Annotated in this window: 15 protein-coding genes; 5 read left to right on the forward strand and 10 right to left on the reverse strand. The window is 63.6% G+C overall.

Annotated elements, in window-relative coordinates; all coding sequences use genetic code 11:
- Positions 1-4 precede the first annotated feature (4 nt).
- A complete protein-coding gene (locus QW863_RS34285; protein ID WP_315718418.1) occupies positions 5-358 on the forward strand; it encodes a VanZ family protein in 354 nt (117 codons plus the stop codon).
- Between the two features lie 52 nt (positions 359-410).
- Here QW863_RS34285 and QW863_RS34290 read toward each other — a convergent pair whose 3' ends face one another.
- On the reverse strand, positions 411-800 hold the full coding sequence (locus QW863_RS34290; protein ID WP_315718467.1) for a DUF1236 domain-containing protein: 390 nt from the start codon (positions 798-800) through the stop codon (positions 411-413).
- 878 nt (positions 801-1,678) lie between these two features.
- Entirely contained in the window at positions 1,679-2,341 is a 663-nt protein-coding gene (locus QW863_RS34295; protein ID WP_315769951.1) for a hypothetical protein, read from the reverse strand.
- 331 nt (positions 2,342-2,672) lie between these two features.
- Here QW863_RS34295 and QW863_RS34300 point away from each other — a divergent pair, with 331 nt between their 5' ends.
- A complete protein-coding gene (locus QW863_RS34300) occupies positions 2,673-4,076 on the forward strand; it encodes an ABC transporter substrate-binding protein (RefSeq protein WP_315718416.1) in 1,404 nt (467 codons plus the stop codon).
- A 171-nt stretch (positions 4,077-4,247) separates the two neighbouring features.
- Here the strand turns inward: QW863_RS34300 and arr are convergent, their stop codons facing one another.
- From arr to QW863_RS34340, 8 genes are all read right to left on the reverse strand, one after another.
- Positions 4,248-4,661 (reverse strand): NAD(+)--rifampin ADP-ribosyltransferase, encoded by a 414-nt coding sequence (gene arr / locus QW863_RS34305; protein ID WP_315718415.1) that lies wholly within the window; start codon positions 4,659-4,661, stop codon positions 4,248-4,250.
- 121 nt (positions 4,662-4,782) lie between these two features.
- Positions 4,783-5,415: a glutathione S-transferase family protein gene (locus tag QW863_RS34310; protein ID WP_315718414.1), complete on the reverse strand. Its 633-nt coding sequence runs from the start codon at positions 5,413-5,415 to the stop codon at positions 4,783-4,785.
- Positions 5,416-5,710: 295 nt separating this feature from the next.
- Complete coding sequence (locus tag QW863_RS34315) at positions 5,711-6,295, reverse strand: HEAT repeat domain-containing protein (protein ID WP_315718413.1); 585 nt, start codon at positions 6,293-6,295, stop codon at positions 5,711-5,713.
- A 215-nt stretch (positions 6,296-6,510) separates the two neighbouring features.
- Positions 6,511-7,302, reverse strand: coding sequence for a hydroxypyruvate isomerase (hyi, locus tag QW863_RS34320; protein ID WP_315718412.1), 792 nt, complete (start codon positions 7,300-7,302; stop codon positions 6,511-6,513).
- 34 nt (positions 7,303-7,336) lie between these two features.
- Positions 7,337-9,124, reverse strand: coding sequence for a glyoxylate carboligase (gene gcl, locus QW863_RS34325; RefSeq protein WP_315718411.1), 1,788 nt, complete (start codon positions 9,122-9,124; stop codon positions 7,337-7,339).
- 171 nt (positions 9,125-9,295) lie between these two features.
- Entirely contained in the window at positions 9,296-11,098 is a 1,803-nt protein-coding gene (locus QW863_RS34330; protein ID WP_315718410.1) for an adenine deaminase, read from the reverse strand.
- A gap of 595 nt (positions 11,099-11,693) precedes the next feature.
- The gene (locus tag QW863_RS34335) at positions 11,694-12,515 is read right to left on the reverse strand and encodes an IclR family transcriptional regulator (protein ID WP_315718409.1); all 822 of its coding nucleotides are present in this window, start codon (positions 12,513-12,515) and stop codon (positions 11,694-11,696) included.
- A gap of 127 nt (positions 12,516-12,642) precedes the next feature.
- Complete coding sequence (locus tag QW863_RS34340; RefSeq protein WP_315718408.1) at positions 12,643-14,784, reverse strand: acetate--CoA ligase family protein; 2,142 nt, start codon at positions 14,782-14,784, stop codon at positions 12,643-12,645.
- Positions 14,785-14,972: 188 nt separating this feature from the next.
- Here QW863_RS34340 and QW863_RS34345 point away from each other — a divergent pair, with 188 nt between their 5' ends.
- The 3 genes from QW863_RS34345 to frc all read left to right on the forward strand — a co-directional run bounded on the left by QW863_RS34345 (position 14,973) and on the right by frc (position 18,843).
- On the forward strand, positions 14,973-15,704 hold the full coding sequence (locus QW863_RS34345; protein ID WP_315718407.1) for a GntR family transcriptional regulator: 732 nt from the start codon (positions 14,973-14,975) through the stop codon (positions 15,702-15,704).
- Between the two features lie 61 nt (positions 15,705-15,765).
- Positions 15,766-17,499 (forward strand): oxalyl-CoA decarboxylase, encoded by a 1,734-nt coding sequence (gene oxc / locus QW863_RS34350; RefSeq protein ID WP_315718406.1) that lies wholly within the window; start codon positions 15,766-15,768, stop codon positions 17,497-17,499.
- Positions 17,500-17,565: 66 nt separating this feature from the next.
- Entirely contained in the window at positions 17,566-18,843 is a 1,278-nt protein-coding gene (frc, locus tag QW863_RS34355) for a formyl-CoA transferase (protein WP_315718405.1), read from the forward strand.
- Positions 18,844-19,158: the final 315 nt, after the last annotated feature.

The raw sequence follows: 19,158 nt of genomic DNA on the forward strand, positions 1-19,158 counted from the left end.
GTCCATGAAGATCGCGATCCGCCTCTCGGCCTGGCTGCTCGCCGCAGCCGTTGCCTTCGCAACGCTGGGCCCGCCCAGCTATAGGCCCCATTCGCAGCTTGGACAGGACGGCGAACACGCCCTCGCCTTCATCCTGATCGGCCTTGCGTTCGGCCTCGCCTATCGCAGTCATCGGCTGCTGACCACCGGGATTGCGGTGATCCTGATCGGTGCACTCGAACTCGCGCAGTTCCTGGCGCCAGGGCGTCACGCACGGCTGGAAGACTTCGTCGTCGACGCCGCGACCGCCTGCATCGGATTCGGCCTGTCCGCGGCCATCGACTGGCTCATCCGACAGATCCGCACGCAAACCGCATGACAAGAGGCCCCGCCGCTGATGCGACGAGGCCCCTGCCTGTCAGAATGTCAGATCACTCGATGATCTTGATGACGCGGCGCGTGCGCGGATCGACGATCACGCGGCGATCGTTCACGACGGCGTAGCGATACTCGGTGTAGCGCGGTACCGGACGCAGTTCGACGGTGGCGGGCAGCGGCTCGCCGACCACGACACGCTCATGGACGACCACCGACGGCGCGCGCTCGGCCTCGATCGAGTTGATGACCGCGTTCGGAATCTCCAGGCCCGCACCGACGGCGGCGCCGACCGTGCCACCAACCATGGCGCCGACCGGACCGGCAACGGCGCCGCCGGCCGCAGCACCATTGGCGGCACCTTCGACGGTCGTGGACTGGGCGAACGCAGCGGTCGACGCCAGCAGCGAGGTGGCGATCAGCGAAACGGCAAGACGGGTTCTCATCATTGTCTCTCCTCCAGTGCTTTCGAGATGCCGTTCAACACCAAGGGATCGCCTGCAGTTCCGGTTCCAAATGGCCGAAACTTCATCATGCCAAGGGAACCATCATGCCAAGGGAACCAAACCTCGAACTCTTCACCATCGTCGGAGATGATGGAGAGATTGCTCAGTTGCTATCCACGTTTCAAACAACCGCGCGCAGGTTCGCACTCTCGCGGCGGATCACGCCCGAGTCCCGCGATCGACGGCCCTTCGATGAATCGAGAGGGCGCAGGGAATGCCGGGTGAAGGCCTCACCCATGGCCCGCCTGCTGAAAGAATGCAGGCGGCAGGTACCACAGGTTCAGCCGATCAACCGGCATTCCCTGCGCGGCAGTCTTAACGCTTCTTTCGCGCTCTCCTCGGGGACCGGCTGATTGACCCCGTCGCCCGCGCGAGGGCATGAGCCCTCGTCGCGCGCTTGACCTCGGCACCGGGAGGCCAGGACCACACGACTTCGCGTCCGTGCTGCATCGTTCGTCCACATGCGCGTAAGCGCATGCTGCGACACCTCACGGCCACCGCATCCCTGCCCCACGTGTCGTGACGATCGCGCGCAACGCCCCTCTCGGCGAGACAGGATGGGTGCATCATGCATGATTTCTGTAAAAAAGAAACATCTATTCTCACTTCCTCAACGGCGATCGATGACATCTGATTGAGCAAGTTAGCGATTTTCGAATCGATTCAAGGACACACCTTCGGCGATCCGACCGCGAAATGGGACGGCGCATGCCGAGTCCCATCAGTGATTTGCCCGACGAGCACGAAAGAAGGCCGTGGCACGAGCTCAACTCTGACGTTTCCAAAGAGGTTGAAATCAATGACGACAGCAGACACAGCTACTGCTGCTTTGTCTTACGCACATCGTTCCGGATTTTTGTCACGATGGCAGACACTTTATCATGAAACTCCTTCTCCAAAGCCTTCATCTCCACTGGAGCAAAGGACTTTCCATGACTTGAATATGTATCGAAGACAACTTGTCTGTTTCTGCTGCACCCTACGAGTGCCCCTTGCTCAATCGTGTCGATAGGATCTTCGGACGTTTGAGCCAACCGCCGAGCAGTGCCCTCGAGACAGAAGGAATAGGCGCGTACAGCTTGCTCTTCGAACGCCTTATCTGGATCCGTCTTCAAGAGCTGCTCCGTCCGGTGCTGCAGTTCGACGATCCAGGGGATCTCCTTGAAGAATGATCCTACGGCCTCGTCAACGTAGGACCGCTCATCTGCGCGGCGCGCGCTATCCAATGCGCTCTGCCGACAGGCCGAAAACAGGTCATTAACAATGTCAGTTCTTGCACTGTCCTCCGCGCGGTTCAGTCTGTCTGGACCATTTGCGATGACGAAGCGGCGCAAAGCCGCGGGCAGTTCGTGCTTCACGCAGTCGTGGAAATATTGCAGCTCGTCAGCGGCCGTCGCCCGGTGCGGGTGGAGAAGCCCGAGACCCATGACCAAGATGCGTAGAATCATAAGGCACGGCTGAGATGATCGGCTGGGCTTCATTCCAACTCCTCTATCAAGCTCCAATCATATTGACCGCAGATTGATAAGCCATGAAATGATCGCTTCGAAAGACGCGCGATGGTCATGTCTGCTTGCGGCCCGAGGCGGCGGACCTTCCGACTGGACGCAAGAAACGTCTGTTCTCTGAGAGCACCGTTGCGGGGGCTTCATCCACAGCTGGTCCATGGCGCACCGGACATTTGCACATCGACGAGGTCGACCCCAAGTTCCCTGTACCTGATCCAGCCGACGGAACATTCCGGGTTGACACCGGTTCGCCCAAGTTCCAGTGCGCTTGGAGCCGACACGCGTTTTCTCAAGGGGTCCGCTGATGTCATCGTCCTATGTGGTCAGGAGTGCTCACGACCGCCGTCAACGAAGGCTGCTGATCGTGTTGGCCTTGGGATTTGTCGCCTTTGGCGCCGCTGCGGCCGGCCTGTTCTACGTCTTGCAACCCGAGACTCTCCGGATCGCCGTCGGACCGGCGGCGAGCGACGACCACAAGGTGGTCCAGGCGATGGCCGACGCCTTCGGTGAGGAAAGCAGGACCGTCCGGCTCTCCCCGATCACGACCGGCGGAGCGGCTGAATCCCTGGCCCTGCTGGCCGCCGACAGAACCGATCTGGCGGTCGGCCGCGGTGACCTCGGCATGCCGCCCGACGCGCAAACGCTGGCGGTCCTACGCAAGAACTATGTCGTGCTGTGGTCGCCCTCCGGGCGACGCGGCAGCGAGCCCAAGCAGAAGGCCGGCGGCAAGATCGCAGATATCGCCCATCTGGCAGGTCACAAGGTCGGCATCATCGGGAGGACCGGAGCAAACGTCGCAGTGCTCCAGACCATTCTGGAGGGGTCCGGCGTGCAACCCGATAAGGTTGCCACGGCTCAATTCGGGACAGACGAGATCGAGAAGCTTGCGCAAGACCTTACCCTCGATGCGTATCTCGCCGTCGGTCCGCTCGACAGCAGGATCACGGTGGACGCCATCACCGCGACCTCCCGAGCCCGCGGAGCTCCGACGTTTCTTCCGATCGAAGCATCGGAGGCCATTGCCCTGAAGCATCCGCGCTACGAGGCCGAGGAAATTCCAGCCAGCGTCTTCAACGCGAAACCGGCCTGGCCGGAGGACAAGGTCGACACGATCAGCGTCAATCACCTGATCCTGGCCAAGAAGGAGCTTTCAGAAGCCAAGGCGGCGGCCTTCTACCGGCAGCTTTTCGCGGTCCGCGACACGATCACGCAAGGCCTCGCCGGTGCTTCGCACATCACGAAGCCCGATACCGAGAAGGAGACCGAGCCTTCCGTACATCGAGGCGCCGCGGCGGTGATCAACGGCACGGAGCGAACCTTTCTGGACAAGTACAGCGATTATTTCTGGTTCGCCTTGCTCGTACTTTCCGGCATCGGTTCGGCCGCCGAATGGCTGCGCCGCTATCTGAACCGGGATGAACTGGAGGACGACACCAGCGGCCGCAACCGCATTCTTGCGGTGGTTTCGGAGGTGCGCAATGCCGGCTCAGAACACGATCTGCTGACCTGGCAACGAGAGGTCGACGGGATCATCGTCGAGACACTCAAGGGCTATGACGATGGAGCCATCGAACCAGAGGACTTGGCGGCATTCGGCTTGGTCCTCGAACTCTTCAACCATGCCGTCGCCGAAAGGCGAGCGACGCAGCCGAGCGGCGCCCCCGATCAATCATGGACGCCAAGTCCAACCCTCGCCTCTCGGCGATAGGCTCGGCTCATGAGGAGGAGATTTCGTGCGTCGACACCAGTTCGAACGCACCTTGCCACCGGACTTTTTCGATGTTCTGGACGGAGGGCGCCGCGTGGCGAGCGCGTCGCAGCATCCGCAAACAGCCATCGGGCGCGACGGATCGACGGCAGTGCGATGCCGCCGCGCCGTTCAGTCGATGATGCCCGGCCCCTCGGTCATTGCGCGCGCAACGCCCTCCTTCATCTGCCTCACCACATCCGGCGCGTGCCCCTGCCAATGAACGACCTCGGCAATGACGCGCAGCGGCGCGCGGGATCGATGAGACCGCGTCGGATTCCCCGGGAACTTCTTGTCCGTCAGGTTCGGGTCGTCAACGAACGGACCTGTGGGCTCGACGACGTAGATCCGTCCCCGTCCGTCACCGGCAGCCAACTCGGCGCCCCAGATCGCCGCATCCAGCGTCGCCGTGAAGTAGACCCAGGACATCGGCTCCGCCTCGGTGAAGTTGGACGGATACCCGACAGCGATCAGATCGCCCGGCCGCAAATCAGCGCGCGTGCCGTGGAAGAACGATTGCGCAAACACGGTCGCAACAGATGACATCGGTGACCTCGGATGGGTTTCCAGCACTCGTCATCTGCCGCGGAGCGACGGTCGAATGCAAATGATCGTTTCGTCTGTTGAAGACATTGTCGGCGACCTATCGCCTCTCTCGTTCCGCAACCTAGCTGGTCCACCAGCGCCGCGTGGCCTGGCACGTCTCCAGCGCCCGCTGGTAGCCGGCGCGGACTCGCAGCCGGGTCATGTATGCTTGCTCCGCATCACCGAACACCACACCGACGTTCTTCCGCGCCATCTCGAGCGCGTAGCCCACCGAAATGTCCGCCGCGGTGAACGCATCGCCGGCCATGTATGGCCCGCGCTCCAGCCGTCGCGTCACCAGGCTCAATCGGGTCGTGAACACGTCCATCGCCTGCCGCGCGCTCCAGTTGTTGCGCTCGCTTTCAGGCGCAAGGTGCCGGGCTCCCGAAACGAAATAAAGCGAGGCTGCGAGGCCCGCCTCACCGAGGTGGAGAAACTGCTGATAGGCAGGAAAAGCAACATCATGTGCCGCGGGCGCCAGCGCTGTCGGCCCATACCGCCCCAAGATGTATTCCATGATCGCAACGGACTCGACCATCGTGACGTCGCCATCGCGGATCGCCGGAATGAATCCGGCGGGATTGATCGTCAGGAACTCGGCGTCGTTCTCGACCCCGGCCAGGAGATCCACATCCCGCAGCCGGTATGGGAGGTCCATCTCTTCCAGCAACCAGACGACCCGGAAGCCTCTGCCCTCTCCGAACACTGTGATCATCGCTCGCAACCTCCTCCGTTGTCCGCTCCCAGGACGGCCCTCCGTTCGTCAGCCCGACATGCGGCCGGAGATTTTCTCAGCGGCTCCTCGAACTCCGGCTTGGCGCAGCACATCGTGATCAGACTCGAAGATGAAAAGACGCACTAAAGATGTCGGCGGCTAGCCCATCCCAAACCGTCCAAACAGGTGGGAGCACAGCCCGCTTTCAGGTCTGAAGCAGAAGCAGGCGACCAAGGCCCTCAATGGCTGCATTTGGCCCGCAGCGGGCATCCTAAGCCTACGAAACGAGCTGGGATCAGCGGCTCGAAAGTGTTTGGATAGCCCGCCACGCTGCCTTTCGAACGTGACCGTCGACGTCCGAGGACAGCTGTGACAACACTGGTAGAATGTCAGGGACTGAAAACTTCTCGGCTAACTCGCAAGCCCATTGCCGGTGTCGGGCAAGCTCATCAACTTGGAATGCATCGAAAAGCGTTCGCCAATGGGCAGAGTGGGCTCGCTGCCGCAGGACCCAAGCAGCTTCGCGCCGAATTTCATTTTCCGAGGCGTCGTTGTAGATGCGAAACACCGTCGGAAAATCTGCATCGACCCAGATTTTACCCAGCGTGCGAATAGCGGTTTGCCGTGTCGCTTTGGATGGATTTGCCAGTAGAGCTACCACAAGCTCGTGCGCCTCTTGCAACTCCCATTGTGCGACGACTTCACACGCTGTGCGCACAACGTATTCTGATGGATCACGGAGAGCCCTCAAAATGATAGAGCGCAACTCGCGCCCATGTGGGTGACGTCCGATTGCATCAATAGCCGCCCGTCGTTCAAATTGATCTTCGAGTCCGGCTGCGTTGGCCAGTGCCTTTAGTGCCGCCGCACCTTCTTGCAAGGCGAGTTTGCGTATGACTTGGTGGGTAGTCGGCGGGTGCGCGCCGGAGGGCGAATTGCAGGACACGACAGCGTTCCAATGTAGGATTGTTCTACTGTTGCACCAAGCGGGGCAGTTCTGCAATTGGCCCAACGCGGACTTTTCAGCCGACGCCGGCGACGTCGGCTCGCAGACATTAACTGGAAAAGGCCGGTGAAGGGACCAAGGAATCAAGCTCAGCTCGCGGGAACGACCGCGCGGTCCGTCAGCCAACCCAAGCCCTCTCCCGTCGTCGTCCGCGGCTTGTACTCGCAGCCGATCCAGCCGGGGTAGCCGATCGCGTCGAGATGGCGGAACAGGAAGGCGTAGTTGATCTCGCCGGTGCCGGGCTCGTGGCGGCCCGGATTGTCGGCGAGCTGGATGTGGGCGATGCGGGCGAGATGCTTCTGCATCGTGCGGGCGAGATCGCCCTCCATGATCTGCATGTGGTAGATGTCGTACTGGACGAACAGATTGTCGGACTCGACCTCCGAGATCAGCTGAAGCGCTTGTGCCGTGCGGTTGAGGACAAAGCCGGGAATGTCGAGCGTGTTGATCGGCTCGATCAGCAGCTTGATCCCCTGCGCTTTCAGCGCGGTCGCGGCGAAGCGCAGGTTGCGGACCAGCACCTGGTTGAGCTCGCGCGGATCGGCATCGTCGGGCGCAATGCCGACGAGGCAGTTGAGCTGGCGGCAATCCAGCGCCTTCGCATACTCGATGGCGCGGCGAACGCCGTCGCGGAATTCGTCGACACGATCCGGCAGGATCGCGATGCCGCGCTCGCCCGCGGCCCAATTGCCGGCGGGCAGATTGTGCAGCACCTGCGTCAGCCCGTGACGCGCGAGCTGCTCGCGCAGCTCGGCCTTGTCGAAATCATACGGGAACAGGTATTCGACGCCGCGGAAGCCGGCCGCCTTGGCGGCGGCGAAGCGGTCGAGGAACGGCAGCTCGTTGAACAGCATCGTGAGGTTGGCGGCAAAACGCGGCATGTCATGGGTCCTCGACTGAGTGCGATGGCTGCGGTCAAGCCGGCTGCAAGGTGCGCGCCGGCTCGGCCGGCGTCTCGTCGACCGGCAGATCGAGCACCTCCTCGAACTCCACGACGTTGTCGATCTCGGTACCCATCGCGATGTTGGTGACGCGTTCGAGCACGAACTCGACCACGACAGGCACCTGGTATTCCGCCATCCATTCGCGCGCGGTCGCGAACGCAGCCTGCGCCTGGCGCGGGTCGGTGACGCGGATCGCCTTGCAGCCGAGGCCCTGCGCGACCGCGACGTGGTCGACGCCATAGCCGCCGACCTCCGGCGCGTTGATGTTCTCGAACGAGAGCTGCACCTGATAGTCCATCGAGAAGCCGCGTTGCGCCTGACGTATGAGGCCGAGATAGGCATTGTTCACGACGACGTGGATGTAAGGCAGGTTGAACTGCGCGCCGACCGCGAGCTCCTCGATCAGGAACTGGAAGTCGTAGTCGCCGGAGAGCGCGACGATCTCGCGCCTGGGATCGGCGGCGCGGACGCCGAGCGCGGCCGGCAGGGTCCAGCCGAGCGGCCCCGCCTGCCCCGCATTGATCCAGTGGCGCGGATGGTTGACGCTGAGGAACTGGGCGCCGCCGATCTGCGACAGGCCGATGACGCTGACATAGCAGGTGTCGCGGCCGAACGCCTTGTTCATCTCATGATAGACGCGCTGCGGCTTGATCGGCACCTGGTCGAAATCGCTGCGCCGGAGCATCGTGCGCTTGCGATCCTGGCACGCCGCCGGCCACGCCTGCCGCTCGCGCAATCTGCCCGCCTTGCGCCACTCGCGCGCGACGGTGATGAACAGCTCGAGCGCCGCCTTGGCGTCCGAGACGATGCCGAGATCGGGATTGAACACGCGGCCGATCTGGGTCGGCTCAATGTCGACATGCACGAAGCTGCGACCCTTGGTGTAGGTCTCGATCGATCCGGTGTGGCGGTTGGCCCAGCGGTTGCCGATGCCGAGCACGAAATCGGACTCCAGGAAATTGGCGTTGCCATAGCGATGGCTGGTCTGCAGGCCGACCATGCCGGCCATCAGCACATGATCGTCGGGAATGGCGCCCCAGCCCATCAGGGTCGGCACGACAGGAACGTTCACGGTTTCGGCGAACGTCACGAGGAGTTCGCTGGCATCGGCGTTGATGATGCCGCCGCCGGCGACGATCAGCGGCCGCTCCGCGGCATTGAGCATCTCCAGCGCCTTCTCGATCTGCTTGCGGCTCGCCGCGGGCTTGTAGACCGGCAGCGGCGTGTAGGTCTCGTCGTCGAACTCGATCTCGGCGAGCTGCACGTCGAGCGGCAGGTCGATCAGCACCGGGCCCGGACGGCCGGAGCGCATGATGTGGAACGCCTGGCTGAACACCCGCGGGACGAGGCCGGGCTCGCGCACCGTCACCGCCCACTTGGTCACGGGCTTGGCGATCTGCTCGATGTCGACGGCCTGGAAATCCTCCTTGTGGAGCCGCGCGCGCGGCGCCTGGCCGGTAATGCAGAGGATCGGAATGGAGTCTGCGATCGCCGAATAGAGCCCGGTGATCATGTCGGTGCCGGCCGGGCCCGAGGTGCCGATGCACACGCCGATGTTGCCGGCCTTGGCGCGGGTGTAGCCCTCGGCCATGTGCGAGGCGCCCTCGACGTGGCGGGCGAGAATGTGCCGGATCGAGCCGCGCCGTTGCAGCGCGGAATACAGAGGATTGATCGCGGCGCCGGGAACGCCGAAGGCGCAGGTGACGCCTTCCTTCTCCAAGATTCGCACCGCAGCATCGATCGCCCGCATCTTCGCCATCTCGCGCTTCCTCTTTTGGTTGATGCGCGAGGATCGCTGCTAACGGCTGCGATCTCAATTCAGTCGTCGATTTTTCCCACGATGCGGCACGCTCGGCAAAACACGGGTGGCCTCAGTTAGTTAGGACGACAAACAGCTGACATGTCCTAACAGCATGACGGTTCGATGGTGCTATTCGAACAGCGGCGCAAGCTCCATCTGCGGCACCAGCACGAGGCCCTTGTCCGTGATACGAATTTCCGGAATGACCGATAGAGGAATCAAATTGAAGCCCATGTAGGGAATGGTGCAGCCGGCTTCCGCCCATTCCTTCTTGAGCAGCTTCACCTCCTCGGCGACCTCGGTGACGCGCTTGTCCGACAACAGGCCGGCGATCGGCAATGGAACCATCGCCTGCACCTTGCCGTCGGCCACGACACAGACGCCGCCCTGCTGCGCGCCGATCGCGGCGACGGCGGCCTGCATGTCGGCCTCGTTGGTGCCGGCGACGATGATGTTGTGGCTGTCATGGCCGACGCTGGAGGCGACGGCGCCGCGCTTGAGGCCGAAGTCCTTCAAGAGCCCGTGCGCGACATTGCCGGCCGACTTGCCGTGGCGCTCGATCACGGCGACGAAGCAGAGACCGTAGCGCGCAAACAGCGTCTCCCAATCGTTGGCCGGCTCGATCGCGACCTTGTCGTGGATCAGCGTGATGCCGGGCAGCGCCGTCTTGATCGCATTGACGGTGCAGGCCTTGGTGGGCAGCTCCGGCGTCAGCGTCATCTGTCTTGGCAGCTTCACCGTGGCATAGGCGGCCTTCGGGTACTGATAGCGCTGCGACAGCGCCTGATCGAGACGCGGCGTGATCTTGCCTTTGTCCACCACCAGCTCGCCGCCATACCAGGTCGATTGCGGCTTCAGGCCGTCGTCGAGCAGCACCAGATCGGCGCGGCGGCCACCGCCGAGACCGCCGATCTCGCCATCCATCGCAAAGCGCGTCGCGCCGTGCAGCGAGCCCATCGACCACGCCTGCTCCGGCGACATCCCCGCCTTCACCGCCTCGCGCACCACCCAGTCGAGGCCGAACAGCATGAGATCATCGGCATCGCGATCGTCGGTGCACACGGCGGTGCGCTTGTGCGAGGCGCCGAGCTCGGTGACGGTGCGGATCGCCTGCGGCAGGCTGTGCCACGGCGTCGTCGGCGGACCACCGCGCAGAAAGATCCAGACGCCGGCATCGAGCAGGTCGTCGGCGATGTCGCGGTCGATCGCCTCGTGCGTGTCGGTGACGCCGCTCGCGGCATAGGCCGCGACGAACTCGCGGCCATAGACATGCCCGGACACCGGCCGTCCGCGCTGCAAAGCCGCCGCAAGGATGGCATGGCTGCGCTCGTCGCCCATGCAGACCGGCACGAAATCCATCTTCTCGCCGAGCGCGACCGCCTCCGGCCAGCGATCGAACAGGCCGGCGATCTTGTCCGGCGTGAGATCCCCGCCCGCCGTCTCCAGCGCGGCCGAAGTCGCCGGCACGGTCGAGGGCACGGTGAGGAAGATCGACAGCGGCGCCTGTCGCGCATCCTCCAGCATCGCCTCGACGCCGGCGACGTCCATGACGTTGCCGATCTCGTGGCTGTCGCAGAAGATCGTCGTGGTGCCGTTGAGCAGCGCGGCCTCCGCATAGGCGCAGGCCGTCACCATCGAGGATTCGATGTGGATGTGCGGATCGACGAGGCCGGGCGCGATGATGCCGCCGGCCGCGTCATGGATCGCGAAACCGCTCGGTATCGCCTTGTGCGCCCCGGCCGGCTTCACCGCCGCGACGCGTCCGCCAGTGATCCACAGCTCGCGGTTCGGGAGAATGCGCTCCGAATAGGTCGACAGCACGCGGGCGCCGGTGATGACGAGATCGGGTGCGGCGCGACCCGATGCGACGTCGGCGAGCCGCCGCGTCATGGTGTGCAGGGGGCCGACCGAGAAGCGCGTGAGTTTGGTCATGCGGTGAACTCGCTGAACGTGCTGGCCTATTGCGGCAGGATCGTTGCGCGACGTCGCGGCCCCCGCAAGCCCAAATAGGCTAGCGACCTGCTCACGTCTTGAGCATACGCGGGGGAACGACCGTGCCGATCGGGTTCGAGGGCAACAAGTCGGCGGGTAAGCGCCTCACGCAATCAACTCACGCCTATAAAGAGGAATCTAGTCGATGAAGGAAGTTGTAACTGCGGGACAAGCTAGCATCATAGTGGTTGGTCGCAGATTTTAGCTTATCCTGTTGACCCCGGCCTATGACTTCCGAAGTTTGACACTAGATTTCGGATTTTCGGTTGACATTTCGTTCCTGTTATGTTCAAATGATCGTCCATTTCGGCAAGTCGTTTGAGCAAATGGTGAAAAAGTTTGCACTCCCCCTTAGATTGTGTTGCAAGGAAGCATTAGGCTCTCAACCTCTTCCCGTTCTGCAATTGCAGCCAAAAGTGTAGATAGATTTCTCCTGTCGGATAGAAAATGGGGGTGACCTCTAAGGTCCCCCCACTCGACCGAGCTATTTATCTCGTGGTCCCCGCTATATTCGGCGTAGTTCCGAACGCCAAAGCTAGTCAGGCTGCGCCACGCCCCGGAGCGCCGCCGTCAGCTCCCCTGCGATATCCCGCACCATTCCCCCGACCACCGGCACCCGATCCTCGGTCAGCCGGCTCGCCAGGCCCGACACCGAGATCGCCGCCACCGGCTCGCGGCAGGAATCGTGGACGACGGCGGCGATGCAGCGCAGGCCGAGCCTCGCCTCCTCGTCGTCGACGGCGTAGCCCTGGCGGCGGATGGTTTCGAGCTCGCGAAACAGGTCGCTGGCGCGGATGATCGATTTCTCGGTCAGGCGCGGCATGCCCTGGCGGTGGATGATGGCGTTGACGTCGTCGTCGGAATAGGTCGCGAGCACCGCCTTGCCCATGCCGGAGGCGACCATCGGAAGGCGGCCGCCGACCTTGGTCAACGAGCGCATGATCTCGCGGCTCTCGAGCCGCAGCAGCACCATCAGCGATTCATCGTCGACGACGGCGAGATTGGCGGTCTCGCGCGACTGGTCGCGCAGCCTTCGCAGATAGGGAATGGCGAGCGCGACGAAATTGCGCCGGCGGGTGAAGGTGGCGCCGACCGCAAAGCTCTGCGCGCCGACGTGCCATTTCGATTCCATGCGGTCGAACTGGACGAAGCGGCGCTTCTCGAGCGTGGTCAGCAGCCGATGCACGGTGGAGGTGGAGAGCCCGGCACGGACGGCGAGATCGCTCAGGCGATAGCCCTCGTCGTCCTCGGCGAGAATTTCCAGGATCTGCAGCGCGCGGCCGACGGATTGCACGCCGCCGTCGCGGGGCTCGGCCGCGGCATCCGGGCGTGGCTCGATCGTCTTGCGACGGATCACGTGGCGCCTCTCTGCGCCACCCTCTGAAGGCGGCGCCGTTCTCGGACGGACGGATCTTGCTACGTCACGCTATCAAAGAAAGTGCCGCCCCGGCGGGACGCCGGAGCGGCATTCGCATCGATTTGACTTAGAGCAGGCCCGCGCCGCGCGCCCACTTGTACTTGGCGCCGAGCACCTCGACCGGCAGTTCGGTCGAGTACGCATAGGCCGGGATGCCGTTCTGGTAGAGATATTCAGCGGCCTCCTCGACCTCGACGTCGCCGGCGAGCGAGGCGACGATCGGCTTGACGAAGCCCTTGGCCTCCATCTCCTTCTTCACCTCGACCATGTTGCGGGCGAACACCATCGGCGGGGTCACGATCGTGTGCCAGTAGCCGAGGATCAGCGCGTGGATACGCTCGTCCGACAGGCCGAGCTTGACCGTGTTCACATAGGTGATCGGCGGCTCGCCGCCGGTGATGTCGACCGGGTTGCCGGCGGCACCGAACGGCGGGATGAACTTGCGGAAGGCGGCATCGAGATCCGGCGGCATCGTCATCAGCGATAGGCCGTTGTCGACGACGGCATCGGACAGCAGCACGCCCGAGCCGCCGGCGCCGGTGATGATGAGGACGTTCTCACCCTTGGGCGTCGGCAGCACCGGCACGCCACGGGCAAACTCGAGCAGCTGGCGCAGCGAGCGGGCGCGGATGACGCCGGACTGCTTCAGCACGTCCTCATAGATCTTGTCGTTGCCGGCGAGCGCGCCGGTGTGCGACGAGGCGGCCTTGGCGCCGGCCGAGGTGCGGCCGGCCTTGAGCACGATGACCGGCTTCTTCTTGGAGACGCGCTTGGCGGCTTCCGCAAAGGCGCGGCCGTCCTTGAGGTCCTCGCAGTGCTGCGCGATCAGGTTGGTGTTGGGGTCCTGCTCGAAGAAGGCGAGCAGATCGTCCTCGTCGATATCGGACTTGTTGCCGAGGCCGACGATGGCAGACACACCCATTTTCGCCGAGCGCGAAAAACCGATGATCGCCATGCCGATGCCGCCCGACTGCGACGACAGCGCCGCGTGGCCCTTGACGTCGTAGGCGGTGCAGAAGGTCGCGCAGAGATTGGCCGGCGTGTAGTAGAAGCCGTAGATGTTCGGCCCCATCAGGCGGACATTGTACTTCTTGCCGATCTCGACGATCTCGGCCTGCAGCTCGGGCTCATTGGCCTCGGCAAAGCCCGACGGAATCAGCACCGCGCCGGGGATCTGCTTCTCGCCGCATTCGGTCAGCGCGCCGGCGACGAACTTGGCGGGGATCGCGAACACCGCGGTGTCGATCACGCCGGGCACGTCCATGACGCTCTTGTAGGCCTTGTAGCCGAGGATCTCGGAGGCCTTCGGGTGGATCGGGTAGATCTGGCCCTTGTAGCCGCCGTTGATCAGGTTCTTCATCACGGAGTTGCCGATCTTGCCGTCCTCGGCGGAGGCGCCGATCACGGCGACCGCCTGGGGCTTCATGATGCGGTTCATCGCGGTGACGATTTCCTCGTTCGAGCGCGGCGCCGGACGGGGCTTGTAGTCGAAATCGACGACGATGCGGACGTCGGCCGCAATCGCGCCGGTCTTGGTCGCGAACACCGGATTGAGGTCGAGCTCGACGATTTCAGGGAAATCGCTGACCAGCTTCGACACCTTGACGATGACGTCCGCCAGCGCCTCGCGGCTCACGGCATCGCCGCCGCGCACGCCCTTCAACATTTCGTGGGCCTGGATGCCGTCGAGCATCGACAGGGCATCGTCCTTGGTCGCGGGGGCGAGGCGGAATGTCACATCCTTCAGCACCTCGACCAGCACGCCGCCGAGGCCGAAGGCCACCAGCTTGCCGAACGAACCGTCGGTGATCGAACCGACGATCACCTCGGTACCGCCGGTCAGCATCTGCTGCACCTGGATGCCTTCGATCTTGGCGTCGGCCTTGTACTTCTTCGCATTCGCGAGAATGGTCTCATACGCTGTCTTCGCATCGTCGGCAGTCTTGACGCCGACAATGACGCCGCCGGCTTCCGTCTTATGCAGAATGTCCGGCGAGACGATCTTCATCACGACCGGAAAACCCATGTCGCCCGCGAGCTTGGCCGCTTCGGCCGCGGACTTCGCCAGGCCCTCCTTCGGCACCGGAATGCCGTAGGCGTCGCACACGATCTTGCCTTCGGGCGCGGTGAGGCTGGTGCGTTTATCCGCCTTCACACGATCGAGAACGTCTCGGATCGTGGCCTTGGCATTCGGGATGGCGTCAGACATCGGGGCTTCCTCCTGGAGATTGCTGGTCGTTTATGGCATTTGGTATGCCAGACGCAAACTTTGTCAAGCGCAACGAAGATGTGGACACGCTGAAAAAGCTCGCAGCTTGACATCCTGGCATCTGGTATGCCAAAAAACTTGAACGCAAAATGCTGTAAACAAGCATCTCCCAAGGAGAGGAGACGGTCTTGTCTACAGAAAAAACGAACAAGGCATTGCCCATCATGGCCGAGGCCGACATCGCGATCGCTCGCATCGCCCCGGAGACGAGCTTCAAGAATAAGGCCTATGAGGCCTTGAAAGAAGCCATTCTGAAGATGGACATCTACGCCTCGCCCGAGCCTGTCATGCTCGACGAGCGCGCTCTCTCCGAGCGCCTCGGTGTCAGCCGCACGCCCATTCGCGAAGCGATCGCGATGCTGGAGCAGGACGGCTTCGTGAAGACCGTGCCGCGCCGTGGCATCGTCGTGGTGCGCCGGACCAAGAGCGAGATCGTCGACATGATCCGCGCCTGGGCGGCGCTTGAGAGCATGGCGGCGCGGCTGATCACGACGATCGCGCGCAAGAAGGACATCTCGGCGCTGCGCGACTACTTCAAGGACTTCGGCAAGGACCGCCCGCCGCAGGAGCACGTCGAGGAATATTCCAAGGCGAACATCGCGTTTCATCAGGCGCTGATCTCGCTGTCGGAATCGCCCGTGTTGGTCGACATGACCAACGACATCCTGCTGCACGTGCGCGGCTATCGCCAGCTCACGATCGGGCGCACCGATCGTATCGCGGCCTCCCTGCCCGAGCATCTCGCGATCATCGAGGCGCTGGAGGAACGCAACACCGAGCTCGCCGAAAAGCGCGCCCGTGATCACACGCTGGGCCTCGCGACCTATGTCGAGACGCACGGCCAGGAACTATTCAGCTGACAGGTTCAAACAGAAGAAGACGCCGCAAAGCGCCTTCGTAGACGACCAGGGAGAGAGGCGCATGGCGCAGACTGCTGTTAAGACCGAGGCACCGGACACGCACGAGGAGCTCACGGACGGTTTTCATCTCGTCATCGACGCGATGAAGCTGAACGGGATCGACACGATCTACAACGTGCCGGGCATTCCGATCACCGATCTCGGTCGCATGGCGCAGGCTGAAGGCATCCGCGTGCTCTCCTTCCGTCACGAGCAGAACGCCGGCTACGCCGCCGCGATCGCCGGCTTCCTCACCAAGAAGCCGGGCGTCTGCCTCACCGTCTCCGCTCCCGGCTTTCTCAACGGACTCACTGCGCTCGCGCATGCGACGACGAACTGCTTCCCGATGATCCTGGTCTCGGGCTCCTCGGAGCGCGAGATCGTCGACCTGCAGCAGGGCGACTATGAAGAGATGGATCAGCTCGCGATCGCCAAGCCGCTGTGCAAGGCGGCGTTCCGCGTGCTGCACGCGCAGGACATCGGCATCGGCTTCGCCCGCGCGATCCGCGCCGCCGTCTCGGGCCGTCCGGGCGGCGTCTATCTCGACCTGCCGGCAAAGCTGTTCGGCCAGGTGATGAACGCGCAAGCCGGCGCGGCCTCGCTGGTCAAGGTGATCGATCCGGCCCCGGCGCAGATCCCCTCCTCCGACTCGGTCAAGCGCGCGCTCGATCTGTTGAAGAACGCGAAACGTCCGCTGATCATCCTCGGCAAGGGCGCTGCCTACGCGCAGGCCGACGAGGCGATCAAGACCTTCGTCGAGAAGAGCGGCGTGCCGTTCCTGCCGATGAGCATGGCCAAGGGCCTCCTGCCCGACCTGCATCCGCAGTGCGCCGGCGCGGCGCGCTCGACCGTGCTGAAGGACTCCGACGTCGTCATGCTGATCGGCGCCCGCCTCAACTGGCTGTTGTCGCACGGCAAGGGCAAGAGCTGGGGCGAACAGCCGAAGAAGTTCATCCAGGTCGACATCGAGCCGAAGGAGATGGACTCCAACGTCGAGATCGCGGCCCCCGTGGTCGGCGACATCGGCTCGGTCGTCACGGCTTTCAGCGAGGCGATGGGCAGCAACTGGCCCAAGGCTTCGGTCGAGTGGCTGAGCGCGGTGCAGAAGAAGCGCGAGGACAACGTCGCCAAGATGGCGCCGCGGCTGATGAACAACAACTCGCCGATGGACTATCACGGCGCGCTCGGCGTGCTCCGCACCATCATCAAGGAGCGTCCCGACGCGATCCTGGTCAACGAGGGCGCCAACACGCTCGACCTCGCCCGCGGCGTCATCGACATGTACCAGCCGCGCAAGCGCCTCGACGTCGGCACCTGGGGCGTGATGGGCATCGGCATGGGCTCGGCCATCGCCGCCGCCGTCGAGACCGGTAAGCCGGTGCTGGCGATCGAGGGCGATAGCGCCTTCGGCTTCTCCGGCATGGAGGTCGAGACGATCTGTCGCTACAATCTTCCGATTTGCGTCGTTATCTTCAACAACGACGGCATCTATCGCGGCACCGACCAGAACTCGGCGGGCGACGACCCGGCGACCACCGTGTTCGTCAAGGGCGCGCGCTATGACAAGATGATGGAGGCCTTCGGCGGCGTTGGCGTCAACGCGACCTCGCCAGACGAGCTGAAGCGCGCCGTCAACGAAGCGATGGATTCCGGCAAGCCGACCTTGATCAACGCCGTGATCGATCCTGCTGCCGGATCCGAGAGCGGCCGTATCGGCAACCTCAATCCGCAGAGCGTGCTGACGAAGAAGAAGTAAAGGCCACCCGCAAGGACATCAGATGCCCGCTGTCGCGGGATGACCAATCGTTACGGAGAGCAAGACATGACCAAGGCGCTCGAGGGCGTTCGCATTCTCGATTTCACCCACGTCCAGTCCGGACCGACCTGCACGCAGCTGCTGGCCTGGTTCGGGGCCGACGTGATCAAGGTCGAGCGGCCGGGCGTGGGTGACATCACCCGCGGCCAGCTTCAGGACATTCCCAACGTGGACAGCCTCTATTTCACGATGCTGAACCACAACAAGCGGTCGATCACGCTCGACACCAAGAACCCCAAGGGCAAGGAGGTTCTGACCGAGCTGATCAAGAAGTGCGACGTGCTGGTCGAGAATTTCGGCCCCGGCGTGCTCGATCGCATGGGCTTCCCCTGGGAGAAGATCCAGGCGATCAACCCGAAGATGATCGTCGCCTCGATCAAGGGTTTCGGCCCCGGCCCCTACGAGGACTGCAAGGTCTATGAGAACGTCGCGCAGTGCACCGGCGGCGCCGCCTCGACCACCGGCTTCCGTGACGGCCTGCCGCTCGTGACCGGCGCGCAGATCGGCGATTCCGGCACCGGCCTGCACCTCGCCCTCGGCATCGTCACCGCGCTCTATCAGCGCACCCACACCGGCCGTGGCCAGCGCGTCACCGCCGCGATGCAGGACGGCGTCTTGAACCTCTGCCGCGTCAAGCTGCGCGACCAGCAGCGCCTCGAGCACGGCCCGCTGAAGGAATACAGCCAGTTCGGCGAGGGCGTGCCGTTCGGCGACGCCGTGCCGCGCGCCGGCAATGATTCCGGCGGCGGCCAGCCCGGCCGCATCCTGAAGTGCAAGGGCTGGGAAACCGACCCGAACGCCTACATCTACTTCATCACCCAGGCCCCGGTCTGGGAGAAGATCTGCGACGTGATCGGCGAGCCGACCTGGAAGACCGACCCGAACTACGCCAAGCCCGCTGCCCGCCTGCCGCGCCTGAACGAGATCTTCGGCCGCATCGAGCAGTGGACCATGACCAAGACCAAGTTCGAGGCCATGGACATCTTGAACGAGTTCGACATCCCCTGCGGCCCGATCCTGTCGATGAAGGAGATCGCCGAGGACGAGTCGCTGCGCAAGACCGGCACCCTGGTCGAGGTCGACCACCCGACCCGCGGCAAGTATCTCTCGGTCGGCAACCCGATCAAGCTGTCGGACAGCCCGGCCGACGTCACGCGCTCGCCGCTACTCGGCGAGCACACCGACGAGATCCTGCGCCAGGTGCTGGGCTTCAGCGACCACCAGGTCGCCGAGATCCACGACTCCGGCGCGCTCGATCCGCCGCGCAAGGAAGCGGCGGAGTAAGGCGGCGGTTAGCGCCAGAGAAGACAGGTGCGGCGCGATTGCCGTCGCACATGCCTCCCATCGACATCAAGCCGCCGGCATCCTCCGGCGGCTTTCGATTGTCGCATTCGGCGAGTGAACCTCTCCACCCCACGGTAACCTTGGTCTCGGCCTCCGGCGATGATCGCGCCCAGATCGAGAATGTCTGCTAGCCAGAACGCCGCGGACGTGGCGCAGTCGTCGGCGGCTCGACTGCTTTTGACCCTGGCTGTGTGAAAACGCTGCGCGGCTGTTATGATTCTCCAGTGATTCTTTTGGGGGAATCGATGAGGCGCT

It is taken from the genome of Bradyrhizobium sp. SZCCHNR1017 (assembly GCF_032381375.1).
GTDB lineage: Bacteria > Pseudomonadota > Alphaproteobacteria > Rhizobiales > Xanthobacteraceae > Bradyrhizobium.